Origin of the sequence: Streptomyces nidicola (genome assembly GCF_050106155.1) — a bacterium.
Taxonomy (GTDB): Bacteria; Actinomycetota; Actinomycetes; order Streptomycetales; family Streptomycetaceae; genus Streptomyces.
Genome location: NZ_JBNBPI010000001.1, coordinates 9,300,726 through 9,319,041, shown reverse-complemented (window position 1 = coordinate 9,319,041; position 18,316 = coordinate 9,300,726). Strand labels below are relative to the sequence as shown.

18 protein-coding genes are annotated in these 18,316 nt (G+C 71.7%); 4 read left to right on the top strand and 14 right to left on the bottom strand.

Annotated elements, in window-relative coordinates:
• Window positions 1-2 precede the first annotated feature (2 nt).
• From ligD to ACOKM3_RS41960, 7 genes are all read right to left on the bottom strand, one after another.
• Window positions 3-1,007 carry a non-homologous end-joining DNA ligase gene (gene ligD / locus ACOKM3_RS41990; RefSeq protein ID WP_426906568.1) on the bottom strand — a complete coding sequence of 335 codons (1,005 nt, stop codon included), beginning with the start codon at window positions 1,005-1,007 and terminating at the stop codon, window positions 3-5.
• Window positions 1,004-1,618, bottom strand: coding sequence for a DNA polymerase ligase N-terminal domain-containing protein (locus ACOKM3_RS41985; RefSeq protein WP_426906567.1), 615 nt, complete (start codon window positions 1,616-1,618; stop codon window positions 1,004-1,006). The genes ligD and ACOKM3_RS41985 overlap by 4 nt, the downstream gene beginning before the upstream one ends.
• Window positions 1,619-1,734: 116 nt before the next feature.
• Window positions 1,735-2,451: an MIP family channel protein gene (locus ACOKM3_RS41980; protein ID WP_426906566.1), complete on the bottom strand. Its 717-nt coding sequence runs from the start codon at window positions 2,449-2,451 to the stop codon at window positions 1,735-1,737.
• 125 nt (window positions 2,452-2,576) lie between these two features.
• Window positions 2,577-3,146: a TetR/AcrR family transcriptional regulator gene (locus tag ACOKM3_RS41975; RefSeq protein WP_426906565.1), complete on the bottom strand. Its 570-nt coding sequence runs from the start codon at window positions 3,144-3,146 to the stop codon at window positions 2,577-2,579.
• Window positions 3,143-4,657, bottom strand: coding sequence for an MFS transporter (locus ACOKM3_RS41970; RefSeq protein ID WP_426906564.1), 1,515 nt, complete (start codon window positions 4,655-4,657; stop codon window positions 3,143-3,145). The genes ACOKM3_RS41975 and ACOKM3_RS41970 overlap by 4 nt, the downstream gene beginning before the upstream one ends.
• Window positions 4,658-4,716: 59 nt before the next feature.
• A complete protein-coding gene (locus ACOKM3_RS41965; protein WP_426907034.1) occupies window positions 4,717-5,793 on the bottom strand; it encodes a sensor histidine kinase in 1,077 nt (358 codons plus the stop codon).
• Window positions 5,794-5,809: 16 nt separating this feature from the next.
• Window positions 5,810-6,499 (bottom strand): response regulator transcription factor, encoded by a 690-nt coding sequence (locus ACOKM3_RS41960; protein WP_426906563.1) that lies wholly within the window; start codon window positions 6,497-6,499, stop codon window positions 5,810-5,812.
• 87 nt (window positions 6,500-6,586) lie between these two features.
• On the opposite strand from ACOKM3_RS41960, the gene ACOKM3_RS41955 reads away from it, so the two are divergent.
• Entirely contained in the window at window positions 6,587-7,255 is a 669-nt protein-coding gene (locus ACOKM3_RS41955; protein ID WP_426906562.1) for a M15 family metallopeptidase, read from the top strand.
• 20 nt (window positions 7,256-7,275) lie between these two features.
• Window positions 7,276-8,298: an endonuclease/exonuclease/phosphatase family protein gene (locus ACOKM3_RS41950; protein ID WP_426907033.1), complete on the top strand. Its 1,023-nt coding sequence runs from the start codon at window positions 7,276-7,278 to the stop codon at window positions 8,296-8,298.
• Window positions 8,299-8,407: 109 nt separating this feature from the next.
• On the opposite strand, the gene ACOKM3_RS41945 is transcribed toward ACOKM3_RS41950, so the two are convergent.
• The 4 genes from ACOKM3_RS41945 to ACOKM3_RS41930 form a co-directional block, all read right to left on the bottom strand.
• Complete coding sequence (locus ACOKM3_RS41945; protein ID WP_426906561.1) at window positions 8,408-9,490, bottom strand: tartrate dehydrogenase; 1,083 nt, start codon at window positions 9,488-9,490, stop codon at window positions 8,408-8,410.
• A gap of 175 nt (window positions 9,491-9,665) precedes the next feature.
• Window positions 9,666-10,571, bottom strand: coding sequence for a LysR family transcriptional regulator (locus ACOKM3_RS41940; RefSeq protein WP_403722513.1), 906 nt, complete (start codon window positions 10,569-10,571; stop codon window positions 9,666-9,668).
• 90 nt (window positions 10,572-10,661) lie between these two features.
• Window positions 10,662-12,053 carry a C4-dicarboxylate transporter DctA gene (gene dctA, locus ACOKM3_RS41935; RefSeq protein ID WP_426906560.1) on the bottom strand — a complete coding sequence of 464 codons (1,392 nt, stop codon included), beginning with the start codon at window positions 12,051-12,053 and terminating at the stop codon, window positions 10,662-10,664.
• Window positions 12,054-12,230: 177 nt separating this feature from the next.
• On the bottom strand, window positions 12,231-12,812 hold the full coding sequence (locus ACOKM3_RS41930) for a helix-turn-helix domain-containing protein (RefSeq protein WP_426906559.1): 582 nt from the start codon (window positions 12,810-12,812) through the stop codon (window positions 12,231-12,233).
• Between the two features lie 147 nt (window positions 12,813-12,959).
• On the opposite strand from ACOKM3_RS41930, the gene ACOKM3_RS41925 reads away from it, so the two are divergent.
• Entirely contained in the window at window positions 12,960-13,796 is an 837-nt protein-coding gene (locus tag ACOKM3_RS41925; RefSeq protein WP_426906558.1) for an EamA family transporter, read from the top strand.
• A 60-nt stretch (window positions 13,797-13,856) separates the two neighbouring features.
• Window positions 13,857-14,558: a B3/B4 domain-containing protein gene (locus ACOKM3_RS41920; protein WP_426906557.1), complete on the top strand. Its 702-nt coding sequence runs from the start codon at window positions 13,857-13,859 to the stop codon at window positions 14,556-14,558.
• Here the strand turns inward: ACOKM3_RS41920 and ACOKM3_RS41915 are convergent.
• The 3 genes from ACOKM3_RS41915 to ACOKM3_RS41905 form a co-directional block, all read right to left on the bottom strand.
• Window positions 14,546-15,490, bottom strand: coding sequence for a formylglycine-generating enzyme family protein (locus ACOKM3_RS41915; protein ID WP_426906556.1), 945 nt, complete (start codon window positions 15,488-15,490; stop codon window positions 14,546-14,548). The two genes, ACOKM3_RS41920 and ACOKM3_RS41915, sit on opposite strands and share 13 nt — an antisense overlap.
• Window positions 15,490-16,965, bottom strand: a complete 1,476-nt coding sequence (locus tag ACOKM3_RS41910) for a sulfatase-like hydrolase/transferase (RefSeq protein WP_426907032.1) — start codon at window positions 16,963-16,965, stop codon at window positions 15,490-15,492. The genes ACOKM3_RS41915 and ACOKM3_RS41910 overlap by 1 nt, the downstream gene beginning before the upstream one ends.
• A 62-nt stretch (window positions 16,966-17,027) precedes the next feature.
• Window positions 17,028-18,290 carry an ROK family transcriptional regulator gene (locus tag ACOKM3_RS41905; protein ID WP_426906555.1) on the bottom strand — a complete coding sequence of 421 codons (1,263 nt, stop codon included), beginning with the start codon at window positions 18,288-18,290 and terminating at the stop codon, window positions 17,028-17,030.
• Window positions 18,291-18,316 lie beyond the last annotated feature (26 nt).

Sequence of the window (18,316 nt, the reverse complement as noted above, 5' to 3'; positions counted from 1 at the left end):
GGTTACGTGTGCTCCCTCACGACGTCGTTCGGGTTCTTGTCGTCCCGCAGTCCCTGGTAGCGGGGGTGGCGCAGCATGCCGTCGCGGGTCCATTCGGAGAATTCGATCTGCGCGACGAGCCGTGGCCGCGCCCAGTGCGCGGTGCGTTCGGCGACGCGGTCGGTGAACGGCGAGCGGGACTGCTGGAGTTCGTCGAGTCGTTCGCGCAGGGCGAGGAGGGTGCGCCGGTCGAAGCCGGTGCCGACCTTGCCCGCGTAGCGCAGCCGGTCGCCCTCGTAGTAGCCGATCAGCAGCGCCCCGATGCCCTCCCTGCTGCCGGTGGGTTCGGTGAAGCCGCCGACCACGAACTCCTGTCCGTGGGCGCACTTCAGCTTCAGCCAGTCGCCGGAGCGGCGCGGCTGGTACGTGCTGTCCGCCCGCTTGGCGATGAGTCCCTCCCAGCCGCGCTCGCAGGCGTCGGCGAGGAGTTCGGGGCCGCCCTCGTTGCGGTGGGTGCTGAAGCGGAGGGGGTCGGTGAAGGTGAGGGCCTTGCGCAGCAGGGACTTGCGGGTGCGCAGCGGTAGGCGGCGTACGTCCGTGCCGTCGAGGCGCAGCAGGTCGAAGACGTAGTACTTGACCGCCACGGTGCTCGCCGCGACGTCGCGGGGTTTCGTCAGTCCCATACGTTGCTGGAGGCGGGAGAAGTCGGTGCGGCCGTGCGCGTAGGCGACGATCTCGCCGTCGATGGTGAAGTCCGCGGCGTCCTGCGCGTCGAGGGCCTCGATGATCTCGGGGTACGTGGCGTCGAGCCGGCGTCCCGAGCGGGAGCGGATCGTGGTGCGGCCGTTCTCGCGGACGGCGAGGACGCGGATGCCGTCCAGTTTCCGCTCGAAGATCCAGCCCTTGGCGAACTCGCGGCGGTCGCTGAGCGTCGCCAGCATCGGCGAGGCCGCGAGTTCCACGCCGGGAGCGGCGTCGCGGACGCGCTTCTCCAGTTCGGGCGGGAGCGTGTCGAGGAGGCCGGTCATGCCTCGTCACCGCCGTCGGCCTCCTCCGCGACCTGGCGCAGGGTGCGGCCGCTGCGGGCCGAGCGGGCGCGCCGGGGGTCGGGGGTGCCTCCGCTGCCGCCGGATCCCTCGCGTACGAGGAGCCAGGTGGGTTTGTCCTCGCGGCCCTTGAATCGGTTGAGCGCGTATCGGCCGCGCAGTTTCTCACCGTGCAGGTCGAAGGTGGCGTGGCCGTTCTCCAGCGCCTCGTCGAACGGAACGGGTCGGTCCCGCTTGTCGTGGCTCGCGGGCCGGTAGGTGCCCTGGTCCCAGACGATGACGGTGCCGCCGCCGTACTCGTCCTCGGGGATCACCCCTTCGAAGTCGCGGTAGTCGAGGGGGTGGTCCTCGGTGGGGAGGGCGAGCCGCTTGTCGTGGGGGTCTGTGGAGGGCCCCTTCGGGATCGACCAGGACTTGAGTACGCCGTCGACCTCGAGGCGGAAGTCGAAGTGCATCGTGCTCGCGTCGTGGATCTGCACCACGAACACGGGCTCTTCGTCGTCCCGCGCCGAAGCGTGATCGCCGGACGGTTCGTCGGTGGTGTGGAAGTTCCGCTTGCCGCGATAGGTCCGCAGCCGGTCCTTCTCGCTCACGACCGCTCCCTTCGGTCGGGGTTGCCGCTCCCGATCCGCCGGGGCCGGGTACCCGTGATCGTCACGGACACACGGCCCCGGTGATCGTCACGGGCGTACGGCAGCCCGCGCTCCGCTCAGGCCGCGGACGCCTCGTCGGCGATGGTGCGCTCCTCGCCCGAGGGGTGGGTGAGCTGGTGGACGAGGGCCGCGATCACGCCGCCGACCAGGGGCGCCACGATGAACAGCCAGAGCTGCGAGAGCGCGTCGCCGCCGGCGAAGATCGCCGGGCCGAGGCTGCGCGCCGGGTTGACGGACGTCCCCGTGAGCGGGATGCCGACCAGGTGGATCACCGCGAGGGCGATGCCGATGGGCAGCCCGTCGAAGCCGACCACGGCCACGCGGTGGGTCACGGCGAGCACCACGAACACGAGGAGGAACGTCAGGACGACCTCGGCGAGGAACGCGCCGCCCATGTTGATGTGCACGTCGGAGCGGTCGCCGTAGCCGTTGGAGCCGAAGGCCCCGTCGGTCTTGAGGCCCGGCACCTGCTTGGCGAGCAGGAACAGCAGGGCGGCGCCGACGATGCCGCCGACGAACTGGGCGATCCAGTAGCGAACGGCGGTCGCGATGTCGATGCGGCGGGCGCAGAGCATGCCGAGCGTCACGGCCGGGTTGACGTGGCAGCCGGAGATCGGGCCGAGGGCGTAGGCCAGGGCGAGCAGGGTGAAGCCGAAGGCGAGGGCGATGCCGAGGGTGCCGATGAACTGGGCTCCCAGGACCGCTGATCCGACGGCGAAGAACACCAGCAGCAACGTGCCGAGAAATTCCGAGATGACAGCTCTCGTCTGCATCTCCTGCATCTCCATCACCTCGAAAGCCTCGAAAGTACGGTCGGTTACTTGCGAGGCTCACGTGCCTGGGCGCTCGGCGCAGAGCGAGGCGGTTTGAATACCGCCACTCGGGTGAAAGGTACGGGTCAGCCGCCGCCCCAGGCCTCCAGGAGTACGTCGACGATCGTGTCGAGGTCGGCGTCCGCCAGGTCGTCGAAGGCACCGGAGTGGCGGGCGAGGAGCACTCCGGCGACCGAGGCGACCAGGACGTCGGCGCGCAGTCCGGGCCGGTCGCGGCCCTCGTGGGTGAAGCGGGCGCGCAGCGGCTCGACGAGCCGGGCCTGGAGGGCGGCGCGGGCGGCGTCCTGCGCGGCCTGGTCGCTGGAGGGCTGGACGGCGACGCGGAGCAGCGGCACCGGGCCGCGGCGCTCCGCGCGTTCGGCGACCTCCCGCAGGCGGGGCGCGGTGAGGAGGTCGTCCGGGGCGGTGTCGCCGTGTTCGGCGCGCAGCACCTCCACGTACAGCAGCGCCTTGCTGCCGAAGTAGCGGGAGATGAGGGCGGCGTCGACGCCGGCCCGTTCGCCGATCTCGCGGATGGTGGTGCGGTCGTAGCCGCGCTCGGAGAACAGTTCGGTCGCGGCCCGCAGCAGTGCTTCGCGGCTGCGGGCGCTGTTGCGGGCGCTCTTGGCCCGTCGGTCGGTGGCCTCGCCGGTCATGTGCGGCTCGGTTCGGTGCGGGCCTCGGCGGCCGCGCCCGCCGCGACGACGGAGGGGCGCGGGCGGGCGCCCGCGCGGGTGAGCGCGACGGCGATGACGCCCGTGGCGAGGAAGGCGGCGCAGCCGACGAGGCCGGCGTTGCGGTAGCCGTCGTCGGTGGGGAGCGCGGCGCCGAGAGGCGTGGAGGCCTGGAGGACGACGGCGCTGAGCGCGCTGCCGGTCGAGTAGCCGATGTACTTCACGACCTGATTGAAACTCATCGCGCTGCCGGTCTCCGCGGCGGGCACACCGCCGACGATGAGGCCGGGCGTGACGGCGAACGTGACACCCACGCCGAGGCCGGCGAGCGCCATCATCGCGCCGATGCCCCACAGGCTGGAGCGGGCGAGCAGGAAGCAGACGAGCGAGCCGAGCGAGAGCAGACAGCCGAGCGGCAGCATGCGGGCGGGCGTCGCGGCCCGGCCCATCGCCCGCACCAGGCGCCCGGTGACGAGGCTGGCGGCGGAGAACGGCACGAGCAGCAGGCCGGTGACGACGATCGACGCGCCGAATCCGTAGCCGCCGGACTCGGGCGTCTGCACGTACCGGGTCACCAGGGAGATCAGCAGGTATGTGCCGACGCCGCCGACCATGGTGGTCAGGTTGGCGACGAGGACGCCGCGGTCCTTGACGAGGCGAACACGTACGAGGGGGTGCGTGGAGCGCAGCGAGTGCGCGATCCACCCGCCGAGGAGGACCACCGCCGCGACCGCGAGGGCCAGCAGGCGCGCGGAGAGCCAGCCCCACCGCTCCCCTTCGGCGAGCGCGAGGAGCAGCGCCGCCATGCCTCCGGCGAGGAGCAGCGCTCCGGGTACGTCCATGGGGGTGCTGGGCCGGTGCGGCGGCTTGGGCACGACGAGGAGGGTGGCAAGAAACGCGGCGGCGGCCGTGGCGAGCGCGAACCAGAATCCGGCGTACATGCCGAGGTACTCCGCGAAGAGCCCGGTGATCGGGTAGCCGAGGCCGATGCCCGCCGCGGTGGTCAGCGACAGCGTCGTCACGGCGCCGCGCGCCTTCTCGGGCGGCAGCGCGTCGCGCGCGGTGGCGATGGCCAGCGGTACGAGTCCCATGCCGACGCCCTGCAGCGCCCGGCCCGCCAGGAGGCAGGCGAACCCGACCGGCAGTGCCGCGAGCAGGCTGCCGACGAAGACGGCGGCGAGCCCGCCGAGGATGACGCGCTTGCGGTGCGGCCCGTCGCCGAGCCGTCCCATGACGGGCGTCGCGATGGCGCCGACCAGCATGGTGACCGTGAGCGCCCACTGCGCGGTGGAGACGGCGACGTGGTCCTCGGCGGCGATGGTGGGGATCAGCGGCGCGCCGAGGCTGCTGACGACGGCGACCAGCATCCCGAGGCTGACCAGGACCGGTACGAGGGCGCGGGGGTGGCGGAGCGGGGCAGGGGCCGGGGCCTGGGCGGGCGTCGGTATGGAGGGCTGCACGTTCTTCCCGTTCATGTCATCAAGCGATGTCATCGCATGATGACACGGTGACCTGGGGTTCTTACCCCTGAGGGCACGTTCGGTGGCTGAGCTCACACATCGGCCGCCGGGAGTTCCACGGTGACGCGGAGGCCGCCGGAGGGGCGGGGCGTGAGGGTGAGCGTGCCGTCATGGGCGCGGGTGATGGACTGGACGATGGCGAGGCCGAGGCCGACACCGGGGTGGTCGCCGCGGATGCGTTCGGTGCCGCGCTGGAAGGGTTCGGTGAGGGTGGCGACGAGCTCCGGGGCCAACGCCTCACCGGTGTTCTCGATGGTGAGCACCGCCGAGCCGGGGCGGATTCCGGTGCTAATCCACACGGTGCCCGGCCCGGGGAGGTTGTGGACGATCGCGTTGTGCACGAGGTTCGTGGCCAGTTGCAGCAACAGCGGCTGCGAACCGGACGCGTGGGTGATGCCGCCGCGGGTCTCGAGGGTGACGCCGCTCTTCTCCGCGAGCGGGAGGAGCGTTTCCACGGCTTCCTCCGCCACGAGGGAGAGGTCGACGTCCTCGCGGGTGAAGGTGCGCCGTTCGGCGCGGCTGAGCAGGAGCAGCGCCTCGGTGAGGTCGATCGCGCGGGTGTTGACGGCGCTGAGCCGGTCGATGAGTTCGCCGGTGTCGCGGCGCGGATCGGCGCGGGCCACGTCGAGGAGCGACTTCGAGACGGCGAGCGGGGTGCGCAGCTCGTGGGAGGCGTTGGCCGCGAAGCGGCGCTGTTCGGCGACGTGCGCCTCGAGCTGCCCGAGCATCGAGTCGAAGGCGTCGGCTAGGTCGCGGAACTCGTCCTGGGGACCCGGCAGCCGGATGCGGTGGGAGAGCGTCCCCTTCGCGGCCCGGTGGGTGGCGTCGGTGAGGCGGGACAGCGGGGCGAGCACCCGGCCGGCGAGCAGCCAGCCGCCCAGGAGGCCGAACACCAGCAGGCATGCCATGACGACGGCCGCGCCCGACGCGAAGTGCAGCGCGAGCTCCTTGCGGACCTGGAGTCCGCCGATGCCGGCCTTGACATCGGGCAGGTCCTTCAGCAGGAAGAACCACACCGACGCGAGCATCAGGACACCGGCGAGCATGAGGAACCCGGCGTAGCTGAGGGTGAGTTTGAGCCGGACGCTGAGCCCGCGCTCCCTGACCACGGGGCTGTCCACGGCGCTATCCACGGGCCTCTCCCCCGATCTCCGGCTGCGCCTCGATGCGGTAACCGACGCCCGGCACCGTGGCGATGATCCACGGTTCGCCGAGCCGCTTGCGCAGCGCGGAGACGGTGATGCGGACGGCGTTGGTGAACGGGTCGGCGTGCGCGTCCCACGCGCGTTCCAGGAGTTCCTCCGCGCTGACGACCCCGCCGTCGGCCGCCACGAGGACTTCGAGCACGGCGAACTGCTTCCTGGTCAGCGCGACGAAGCGGCCGTCCCGGTAGACCTCCCTGCGGAACGGGTCGAGGCGCACGCCTGCGATCTCCCGTACGGGCGGCCTGTTGTGGGCGCGCCTGCGGTCGAGCGCCCGGAGCCTGAGCACGAGTTCCTGGAGCTCGAACGGTTTCGTCAGGTAGTCGTCGGCGCCGAGTTCGAACCCGGACGCCTTGTCGTCGATGCGGTCGGCCGCGGTCAGCATGAGGATCGGCATGCCGCTGCCGGAGGCGACGATGCGCCCCGCAATCTCGTCGCCGGAGGGCCCGGGGATGTCGCGGTCGAGGACGGCGATGTCGTACGTGTTGACGCTCAGCAGGTCCCAGGCGGTGTCCCCGTCCCCCGCGATATCGGCGGCGATCGCCTCCAGGCGCAGCCCGTCGCGCACGGCCTCCGCCAGATACCGCTCGTCCTCGACAATCAGCACACGCATGCCCTTCACGTTACGAGTCGGCGCGTATCGTCCGCGTATCGAAAAGCGCAGACGCCCGGGCAACATCGCGCTGCCTTGACTGGCGGCATGACTCGAAACCCAACGGCCCGCGGGCCGCGTCCGCTGCTCCTCGTCATCGGCGTCATCGGCCTCGTCGTCGTCGCGGCGGTGGTCGCCACGGTCCTCGGCCTCCGGTCACCATGGTCCTCGTCGGCCTCACCGCCGACGAAGGCTCGTCCGGCGCCCTCGTCCACCTCCGCGCCCTCCCCCATGGAATCGCGGGAGCGCGGCGGGCAGAACGCGGTGGGCGAGGCCGACGGCGTGGTCCCCGACGGCGTAACGGTCTTCGACGACACCACCCCGGCCGTCGGCAGGCTCGCCCCGGACCTGCTGGGGGCCCTCCGCCGGGCGGCGACGGACGCCTCCGACGACGGCGTCACGTTCTCCGTGAACAGCGGCTGGCGCTCCCCCGAGTACCAGAACCGGCTGCTCGGCGAGGCGGTCGACAAGTACGGCTCCGAGGCCGAGGCAGCCCAATGGGTGGCCACCGCCGACACCTCGCCGCACGTGTCCGGCGACGCGGTCGACCTCGGCCGCTCCGGGGCGGCGTGGCTGTCCGGGCACGGCGCCGCGTACGGGCTCTGCCAGATCTACGGCAACGAGCCCTGGCACTACGAACTGCGTACCGGGGCCGTCGATGACGGCTGCCCGCCCCCGTACGCCAACCCCACCGAGGACCCGAGGATGCAGCAGTGACCGACAGCAAGCGCGCACGGATGACCCGGTCGATCCCCGCCCTCTCCCGTGCTCTCCTCCACGCACTCTCCCGGCCGGGCCCCTGGAAGCGCGGCCGGGTCCTCGCGGCCCTCGCGTTGCTGCTCGGACTGCTTCTGCTGCTGCACGCGCAGGTCACGGACCGCGGGGGCCTCGGCAGTCTGGTGGACACGTTCCTGCCGTGGTTCGGTCTCTTCGTGCCGGTGCTGCTGGCCGGGGCGCTGTGGCGGCGCTCCGCCACCGCCGTGGTGGCGGTGCTGGTGCCGGCCGTGGCGTGGGCGAGTCTCTTCGGCGGCGTGCTCGGCGACAAGGCTCGCGCGGAGGACAGTGACCTCACCGTCGTCAGCCACAACGTCGGCGCCGACAATCGCGATCCGGCGAGGACGGCCCATGACCTGGCGGCTTCCGGGGCCGACGTGCTCGCGCTGGAGGAGATCACGGCGCAGGGCCGCGGCACGTACGAGAAGGAGCTGGCCGAGGCGTATCCGCACCACACGGTGCAGGGGACGGTCGGGCTGTGGAGCAAGCTGCCGCTGTCGGACGTCGAGCCGGTCGACACCGCGATGGACGTCGGACCGCTGGGCGCCACCAAGTCGGCCGCCGAGAAGCTGCCCTCGAACCGGGCGCTGCGCGCCACGGTCACCACGGACGGCGGTCCGGTGGCGGTGTACGTGGCCCACCTGGGGTCGGTGCGCGTGATGCCCCGCGGCGGTTTCTGGACGGAGAGCCGGGACCGCAATGCGCAGGCCCTCGCCGAGGCGGTCGCGGCCGAGGACAACGAGCGGGTGGTGCTGCTCGGCGACCTCAACGGCAGCACGGACGACCGTGCATTCCACGGCCTCACCTCGCAGTTGCGGTCGGCGCAGGAGGAGGCGGGCGACGGGTTCGGGTTCAGCTATCCGGCGGACTTCCCGGTGGTGCGCATCGACCAGATCCTGGTCCGTGGCGTCACGGCGGACCGCTCCTGGGTGCTGCCCGCGACCGGCAGCGACCACCGGCCGGTGGCGGCCGGGGTCAGTTGGTGAACAACGGCGAGTGCCGGGCCCCGCTGCGAGCGGGGCCCGGCACTTGAATGGCCGCTTCGGAGCGGCCGTCCCGGCCTGTCGGCGCGACCCGAGGACCGGCCGGGAGGTGTCAGTTGCCCAGTGCGTCGATCAGCGCCTTGGTGACGTCCTCGGTGGAGGCCGTGCCGCCGACGTCGCGGGTGAGGGTTCCCGCGCCGGTGACCGTCTCGATCGCCTTGTTCAGGCGGGCCGCCTGGTCGGGCAGCCCGAAGTGCTCCAGCATCAGCGCCGCACTGCCCACCGCACCGATCGGGTTGGCCAGGCCCTGCCCCGCGATGTCAGGCGCGGAGCCGTGCACCGGCTCGAACATGCTCGGGAAGCGCCGCTCCGGGTTGAGGTTGGCGCTGGCCGCGAGGCCGAGGCTGCCGGCGAGGGCGCTGCCGAGGTCGGAGAGGATGTCGGCGTTGAGGTTCGAGGCGACGACGACGGACAGATCCTCGGGCCTGAGCACGAACTTCGCCGACATGGCGTCGACCAGCACGCTCTCCGTCTCCACGTCCGGGTACTCGGCGGCCACCCGCTTGAACACGTCGTCCCACAGCACCATCCCGTACTGCTGGGCATTGGACTTGGTGACCGAGGAGACCTTGCGGCGGCTGCGGGTGCGGGCCAGGTCGAAGGCGAAGCGGATGATGCGCTCACAGCCCACCTCGGTGAACAGCGAGGACTGGACGGCCACTTCGCCGCCGGGGCCGCGTCCGGAGAGGTTGCGGCCGCCGAGACCGGCGTACTCGCCCTCGCTGTTCTCGCGGACGACGACCCAGTCGAGTTCGGTGTCGTCGGCCTTGCGCAGCGGGCTGACCACGCCGGGCAGGAAGTGCACGGGGCGGACGTTGGCCCACTGGTCGAAGTTCTGGCAGATCTTCAGGCGCAGGCCCCACAGGCTGACGTCGTCGGGGACGGTGGGCCAGCCGACCGCGCCGAAGTAGATGGCGTCGAAGTCCTTGAGCCGGTCGAGTCCGTCGTCGGCCATCATCTTGCCCGTACGGGCGTAGTACTCGCAGCCCCAGTCGAACTCCTGCCAGTCGAAGGCGAAGGCCCCCTCGGAGCCGGCGGCGAGGGCGTCGAGGACGGCGCGCCCCGCCGCGACGACCTCGGTGCCGACGCCGTCGGCGGGGATGGCGGCGATGCGGAAGGTGCGGAGCTCGGACACGAGTGCCTCCAGAGGTACGGGAAACGCCCGTGCTCGAGGGAGTGCTCAAGAGCGCCTGGCCGGGCGGCGGTTGGTGTGTTCCCGAGTCAACAGGCCGGTTCGCGGGGCGTCCAAGACATGCTTCCGATGCGACACATAGGCGCGGCTGATGGGTCGGACGGCCGGTGCGTGTGCGCTACGTCGACGGGGTCCGCGCACGGCGTTCGGCCAGTGAGCGGGTCAGCTCCAGGAAGGCGCGCGCCCCGGGTGTCAGATGCGCGGGCAGGCTGATCATGGCGACGTGCAGGTGTGCGGTCGGTACGAGTGAGGCGACCGCGAGGCCGCAGCGGCGGGCGAGGCGAGTCCAGGCCGCGGGCAGCACGGCGACACCCACGCCGGTGAGCACCAGCGGGAGTATGGACGTGCGGTGGTCGACGACGGCGACGATCTCGGTGTCCCCGCCGCGGGCGGTGATGTCGTCGACGATGCTGCGCATGAGGCTGCCGGTCCGGGAGGCGATCAGCTTGTGCCCGGCCAGGTCCTGGGGGTGCAGCACGGCGCCGTCGGCGAAGGGTCCTTCGGCCGCGCCCACGACGACGAACGGCTGCTCCTCCACCGGCATCATGTCGATGCCGGGCGCGGTCACGGGCTTGTCGGCGCCGAGCAGCCCCAGCTCGCAGGCGCCGCTGCGGACCAGTTCGACGGTCTCCTCGGGGGTGAAGGCGGCGCGGGTGCTGATCGTGACGTCCGGGTGCAGTTGGGCGAAGCGGTGGATCAGCGTGGCCATGGGCTCGATGCCGGGTGAGGGCATGGTGGCCACTTCCACGGTGCCGCTGCCGAGTCCGGTGAGGGCTGCGGCCCGTTCGCGTACGGCGGCCAGGTCGCGCAGCACGCGGCGGCTCGGCTCCAGGAGTTCGGCGCCCGCCTCGCTCAGGACGACGCCGCGGCCCATCCGGTGGAAGAGCGAGACGCCGAGGTCCGCCTCCAGGTTGGCCATCGCCTGCGACAACGACGGCTGCGCCACGTGGAGCGCGGCGGCGGCCTTGCTGAAGCCGCCGTGCTCCACGATGGCGAGAAAGTACTGCAGTTGCCGCGCGTCCATCCTGCCTCCTCCGCCTGCTGCCATAAGGGCAACCTATCGACAGGTCGACATGGCGTTTCCGCGGGGAGGGGCGGGACGGGCGGCCGATACTCAGGCCGGCGGGACGGGCGCAGGGACGGCCTTCTGCGGGGGCACCGTCGTGGCCGCTGCGGCCGGAGCCGCGGGCAGCGGCTCGACCTCCTCCCCCGCGAGGACCCGCCGCGCCCGTTCCAGGTCCAGTGCGTTCTCCCAGCGGGCGACGACGAGGGTGGCCACGGCGTTTCCGCAGAAGTTGACCAGGGCCCGGCACTCGGACATGAACTTGTCGATGCCGAAGATCAGCATGATGCCCGCGACGGGCACATGTCCGACGGTCGACAGGGTCGCGGTCAGTGCGATGAACCCGCCGCCCGCGACACCGGCGGCGCCCTTTGAGGTCAGCAACATGACGGCCAGCAGGCCGAGTTGCTGGCCGAGGGAGAGTGTGGTGTCGGTGGCCTGGGCGATGTACAGGGTGGCGAGGGACAGGTAGATCGCGGCCCCGTCGAGGTTGAAGCTGTAGCCGGTCGGCACCACCAGGCCGACCGTCGACCGGTCGACGCCCATGAACTGCAACTTGCGCATCAGCCCCGGCAGCGCGGGCTCGGCCGTCGAGGTACCGAGGACGAGCAGCACCTCTTCCTTGAAGTGGCGCAGGAGTTGGAAGAGGTTCAGCTTCACGTACAGCGAGAGCACGGCGCCGAGGACAACGACGACGAACACGATGGACGTGACGTAGAACAGCAGGATCAGCGAGCCGAGGCTGGTCAGTGTGGACAGGCCGAACTTGCCGATCGCGAAGGCCATCGCACCGAAGGCGCCCACCGGCGCCGCCTTCATCACGAACGACAGGACCTTGAAGACCACTTCGGTGAGGCGGTTGACGGAGGCGATGATCGGTTCGCCGACCGGGCCGACCGTCTTCAGGGCGATCCCGAAGATCACGGCGAGGAAGATGACCTGGAGGATGTCACCTTCGACGAACGCGCCGAAGAAACTGTCCGGCACGAGATGGGTGAGGAACTCCCACCAGTGCTGGGCCTCGCCCTGCTCGACGTACTGACTCGCCTCCCCCGAGGTGTGCAGGCCGCCGACGTCCGCGTGCACACCCTCGCCGAGCGGGAACAGGTTGATGGCGAGGAGCCCGAAGCCGAGCGCCACGATCGTGCCGACCTGGAAGTAGACGAGCGCCTTGACGCCCGTGCGACCCACCTTCTTGAGGTCGGCCACGCCCGCGATGCCGCCGATGACGGTCAGGAAGACGATCGGGCCGATCAGCATCTTCATCGCCGCGACGAAGGTCGTGCCGACCGGTTCCATCGCCGTGCCCAGGTCGGGCCACCGCCAGCCGAGCACGATGCCGACGACGATCGCCGCCAACACCTGCACATACAGCTGCCGGTACCACGGTTTGACCTTCACCTCGTGGGTGGCGCCTGCGGCGGCGTCCGGGGCGTGCGTCATTGCAACCTCCATCCGGGCACGGCTGGGAACCGCGGCACCGGGCCCGTCCGGCGCCGCCCCAACTACCGCGTCAGTGAAGCGGTTTGCGTGCGCGGAGGTCCACGACCAAAAATCGATGCCCCGGATAGGTGGCGCCTATGACCCGGACGGCAGCCTGTTGGCCGCCTCGGCAACAGGTCAGCCTGTCGCCTGCCCCGGCGGCAACTGCACCGTCATGATCAGTCGGCAGGTTTCCTCGCCCGCGCCCCGGTAGGTGTGTGCGGCGTCCCCGTCGAAGGTGGCGGTCTGGCCGGCCGCCACGGGATGTTCGGTGCCGTCGACGACGAGGGTCATACGGCCGCTGGTGACACTCACCGTCTCGATGACGCCGGCCTGGTGGGGGTGGCTGGGGTACTCCTCGCCGGGTTCGAGGCGCCAGCGCCACACCTCGACGGGGGCCGGGCCCGTGGTCGTCAGCATGAGCCGGGCCTCGCCGCCCCGCTCCCCCGCCCACAGCGGCATGACCTCGTCCGAGGACACGACCCGCACGCGCCCTTCGGTCGGGCCGTCCATCAGGGCCGACACCGAGACACCAAGGGTGTCGGCGAGCCGGACCAGGGTGGCGAAATTCGGATTGCCCTGCGCCTTCTCCAGGCCGACGAGCGCACCCTTGCTGACCTTGGCGCGGCGGCCGAGCTCGTCCAGGGAGAGACCCGCGCGGGTGCGGGCCGTCCTGACGTTGTGCGCGAGTGTGCGCAGGGCTGCCTCTGTCTCGGTCACCAGACCACCTTCCGCTTCACCACCGACTGGCCAGTGGAATGTACCGCGCGGTCGTTCGGTTGACACATCACGGTCGGTTCATTGTACGGTTTGGTCGTTCCACTGAAGCACACAGACTTACGCACAACGATGGCAAGGATGAGGTTCGTGATCGCTCTGCTGCTGGCCCTGGGCAGCTCTCTCGCCTATGGATGCGCCGATTTCCTCGGCGGCCTCGGCGCCCGGAAGGCCCATGTGCTGCGCACCGTGATGGTCGCGGCGCCCGCCAGCCTCGCGGTCGAGCTGCTGCTGTGGCCGTTCCTCGGCGCCTCGTTCAGCTCCGCCGCCGTGGGCTGGGGCGTGGCCTCCGGTGTCGCGTCGGCCGCCGCGTTCGCGCTGCTCTACAAGACCCTCGCCATCGGGCCGATGAACGTGCTGTCCCCCGTGACCGCCCTGGTGTCCGCCGCGCTGCCGGTCTCCGTGGGGCTGCTGCAGGGCGAGCACCTCGCCACGGCGGGGCTCGTCGGGCTGCCGCTCGCGCTCGTCGCCGTGGTCCTGGTCAGCGCCGGGAGCGGCGCCGGCACGTCCCGTCCCTCGCGCACGGCGCTGCTGCTCGCCTTCGGGGCGGGCGCGGCCATCGCCTTGCAGCTGGTCTGTCTGCACCAGGCGCCGTCGGACAGTGGCGTGGCGCCGCTGATCGTCGGCAGGGCGGTGTCGTCGGCCGTCACGCTGGGCGCGGCCGCGGCACTGCACCGGCGGCTCGGGGCGGAGAAGCCCGCGTACGGGATCTCGGCGGCCGCGGGCGTGCTCGACTCGATCGCCAACCTGCTGTTCCTGCTGGCGGCGCGCAGCGGGGACCTCACCGTCGTCGCCGTGATCACCGCCCTCTACCCGGCCGGTACGGTGCTGCTCGCACGCGGCGTGCTGGCGGAGCGGATCCACCGGGGGCAGCTCGTCGGCCTGGGCACGGCCGCCGTCGCCGTCAGCCTCCTCGCCCTCACCTGAACCCCTCCCCGCCCCCCTCTGCCCCCTGAGCCCCTCGCACCCCCAGATACGGAGCCTCCGATGCCCGCCTTCCACCTCACCCCCGCCGTCGCCGACGCCTTCCCCGACACCCTGATCGCCGTCGTCACTGCCACCGGTCTGCGCGGGCGTGAGCCCTGGCCGGAGACCGTCACCGCGCTCGGCGACCTGGAGCGCGAGCTCGCCGACGGCTCCTGGCAGCCCGCCGACGAGTCCGACCCCCGCATCGAGGCGTGGCACACCGCGTACCGCTCCTTCGGCACCAACCCCCGCCGCATCCGGCCCAGCGTCGACGCGCTCGGCCGCCGCATGGCGAAGAAGGGCGCGCTGCCGCGCATCAACCCGGCGGTCGACTCCTACAACGCCGTCTCCGTACGGCACGGCCTGCCCGCCGGAGCCTTCGACCTGGACCACGTCACCGGTGACGTGGTGGAGATCCGCTACGCGGACGGCACCGAGGAGTTCACCCCGCTCGGCGAGCCCGACAACGTCGAGCACCCCAAGCCCGGCGAGATCATCTACGCCGACTCCACCGGCGTACTGACCCGGCACTGGAACCACCGCGACGCGCACCGCACCTGTGTCACCGAGGACTCCACCCGCGTCGCGTTCCTCATGGAGACGGTCCGGGCGGACCGGGACGGCCATCTGCTGAAGGGTGCCGCCGAGGAACTGCGTGACCTGCTCGCCGCGCACGCCGAGCAGGTCACGGTGGAGTACGTCGCCGGGGCTCAGGCCGAGTAGGCCACCCGGAACCCGCTGTTGCCCGATGTGCTGTCCGCCGTGTTGGAGGTGCGGGCGGCCACGCGGTAGCGGTTGCAGTACGAGTGGTGGCAGAGGTATGAACCGCCGCGCATGACGCGGGTGTTCGGGTCTCCGCCCTGCTCCCAAAGGTCGGCGTTCCACTCCCACACGTTGCCGGCGACGTTGTAGAGGCCGTAGCCGTTGGGGTGGTACGCGTGGACGGGGGCCGTGCCCGCGTAGCCGTCCTCGGCGGTGTTCTTGGTGGGGAAGGAGCCCTGCCAGATGTTGCACATGTGCGCGCCGCCCGGGGTCAGTTCGTCGCCCCAGGCGTAGCGGGCCTGGTCGAGGCCGCCGCGCGCCGCGTACTCCCACTCGGCCTCGGTGGGCAGCCGGCCGCCCGCCCACTTCGCGTAGGCGGCGGCGTCGGACCAGCCGACGTGCGTGACGGGGTGGTCCCAGCGGCCTTCGAGGTCGCTGCCGGGGCCTTCCGGGGTGCGCCACGTCGCGCCCTGAACCCCGCACCACCACGGGGTGGCGTCGGGGCGCGGCGAGATCTTGCGCAGGTGGCCGGGCAGGAACTTCGCGAACACGTAGCTCCAGCCGAAGCGCTCGGCCTCGGTGCGGTGCCCGGTCGCCTCGACGAACGCGGCGAACCGGGCGGTGGTGACCGCGTACGCGTCGATCGCGAAGGCCTTCACGCGTACCTCGCGCACCGGGCCTTCCGCGTCCCCGGGGTTCGCGTCGGAGTCCTCGCTGCCCATGCGGAAGGTGCCGCCGGGCAGGTCGATGCGGGTGTCGTAGGACGGTTCGCCGCGAGTGCCGTGGGGCGTGAGCGTGAGGGTGACCGGTCCCGTGCCGGTGACCTCCGGGCCGCCCTCGCGGGAGGGCGCGCAGCAGGAGGGGGCGGCCGGGCCGGGAGTGCAGCCGCTCATTACGCCACACCCTCCGACTCGAACGCGGACAGCGTCGTGTCGTAGTCGGTCGGCACGTCGTACATCGGTGTCATCCAGTGGTAGAAGTTGTCGCCGCGGTCGCGCAGCAGGTGGTACAGGCGGTGCATCAACTGCGTGCGCACCTCGCGCAGTTCGGGGTGCCCGTAGCGGTTCTGCAGCTCGTCCGGGTCGGCCTCGAGGTCGTACAGCTCGTTGTGGGACTCGGGGTTCACGACGAGCTTGTAGCGGCGGGTGCGCAGCATGCGCTGAGGGTACGGGAAGTGGTGGCCGTGGTACTCGGCGAGGTGGTGCTCGTCCCACTCGGGGTGCTCGCCGCGCGCGATCGGCAGCAGGCTGCGGCTGTCGACGGCCGGAGCGGCGTCGGCGCCCGCGAGCTCCAGGATGGTCGCCGTGTAGTCGGTGAGGGAGACGAACTCGTCGCGCACCTGGCCCGCCGCGCCGCCGGGGACGCGGAGCAGTCCGGGGATGCGGTAGATGTCCTCGTACATGGCGGGGCCCTTGTCGTGCAGCCGGTGGGCGCCGGTGAACTCGCCGTGGTCGGCGGTGAAGCAGACGGCGGTGCGCTCGTCGAGGCCGAGGTCGCGCACGGCCTGCATGATGCGGCCGATCTGTTCGTCGATGAGTGTCACGTAGCCCCAGTACGCGGCTATGAGCTTGCGGCTGTCCTCCAGCGGCATGGTGTCGAACGCCCACAGCCGGCTGTAGTTGCTCTGGACCGGGGGCTTGTTCGCGAATGTCTCGGCCATGGAGGCGGGCAGTTCGACGAGCTCCGGGTCGTACATGTCGAAGTACTCGTTCGGCAGGATGTACGGCAGGTGGGGGCCGAAGAAGTGGGTGGCGAGGAAGAACGGGTCACCCTCGCCGCCGCGCTCGTCCTCGGCGAACCGGCGGAGCATCTCGATGGTGCGGGTGGCGAGGTAGTACTCGAAGGTGGCCTCGACGGGCTGGTGGAGGCGGGCCGCGAGGAGGTTGCCGGGGCTGCCGTTGGGGGTGGTGCCGCGCATCCGGTCGCTGATCGCGTACTCGGGCAGGCCCCGCTCCTTGAGATAGTCGAGGTAGTCGGGGTGGTCGACGGGGTTGTGCCAGCCCTCCAGGTTCGGGCCCTCGAAGCCGTAGTCGGCGGCGGTGCGCTGGACGCCGCCGTGCCACTTGCCCATCAGGCCGAGGTTGTAGCCATCGCCCTTGAGCTGCTCGGCGAAGGTGAACTGGCCGTCGGCGAGGTCCTCCAAGTACCCCACGTTCCGCTCGTAGTTGGCGAGCAGCTTGTGCCGGAAGGGGGCGGCGCCGGTGAGCAGGCTGGCACGGGCCGGGGTGCAGATCGCGGTGGGTGTGTAGCAGCTGTCGAAGCGAGTGCCCTCGGCGGCGATCCGGTCGAGGTTCGGGGTGCGCACGTGCGGGTTGCCGTAGGCACCGAGGGTGTCGACCCGGTGCTGGTCGGTCATCAGGAAGAGCATGTTGTGGCGCACGGCGGTGCCTTTCGGATCGTACGAGGGGGTGGTTCGGGTCAGGAGAGGCGCTACGAGGCGTGGGTGACGGTTTCCCCGGTGGCGGCACCGGCGACTTCCGCTTGAGATGTCACCGCTTGAGATGTCACCGCTTGGGGTGTCACCGCTTGGGATGTCACCGCGTCCGCCGTCGCGTACCCCGCGAGCAGTGGTGACTCGTGGAAGACGAGGGCGAGCGCGCCGAGCGCTCCGGATCGCTCGCCGAGCGCGGCCGGGACGAGTTCCACGCCGCGGTGGACGCGGGTGGCGGTGTACCGGCGGAAGGCTTCTTCGACGCGGCCGAGGAAGACCGGGCCGAGCTCGGCGACCTCGCCGCCGAGCACGATGCGGCGGGGGTTGGCGGTGCTGGACGCGGCGGCCAACGCACGTCCGACGGCGAGCGCCGCGCGGTCGACGACCGTGCGCTCGGTGTCGGCTCCGGCCGCGAACGCCTCCGTGAACCGTTCCCAGCTGCGCCGCCCGGCCGCCCGCAGCAGCGCGGGCACGGCGGCGACCTGCTCCAGACAGCCGTGTCCGCCGCACCAGCAGCGCGCCCCTTCGGCGTCGACGCTGATGTGTCCGAGCTCGCCCGCCGCGCCCTGCGCGCCACGGAACAGCAGGCCGCCTGCGACGAGCCCGCCGCCGACGCCGTACGAGAGCGTGAGGTGCAGGGCGTCGCCCGCGCCGCGGGCCGCGCCCCAGATGGCCTCGCCGAGCGCCGCGAGCCGTGTGTTGTTGTCGGCGAGCACCGGCACATCGAGCGCTTCGGAGACGGCGTCGGCGATGGCCTGCCGCCGGTCCGTGGTGTCTCCGGGGCCCGGTGTGCCGATGCCGACGCCGCCGAGTCCGGCGAGGTCGATGCCTTCGCGGGCGGCGAGGTCGCGCAGCAACTCCAGGGCGGCGGCGGCCTGTTCGTGTGCTCCGGAGCGCTGGGCGTGGTGGGTGCCGGCGAAGGCGGTGACCTCATGTGCCGCGTTGGCGATCGCGACCGTGATGCGCTCGCGGCCCACCTCGATGCCCACCGCCTGGGCGGAGCGCGGGTTGAGCGTGAGCCGGTGCACCGGGCGGCCGCGGCCGGAAGGCGGGCCCGCGGGCTCCTCGGTCACGACACCGTCGGCGAGCAGCTGCCCGACGATGCCGGAGAGCGTGGTGCGCGAAAGGCCCGTGGCGGTGGCCACATCGGCCCTGCTGCTGGGGCCCTGCCTGCGCAGCACCTGGAGGACCCGCTCCACGTTCCCGTACCGCAACTGCCGCAGCACGGTGGGGTTCCCGGTGGGATGTTTGACCACTGCCATGGGTCGGATACTCCCCCGCGCCCCGC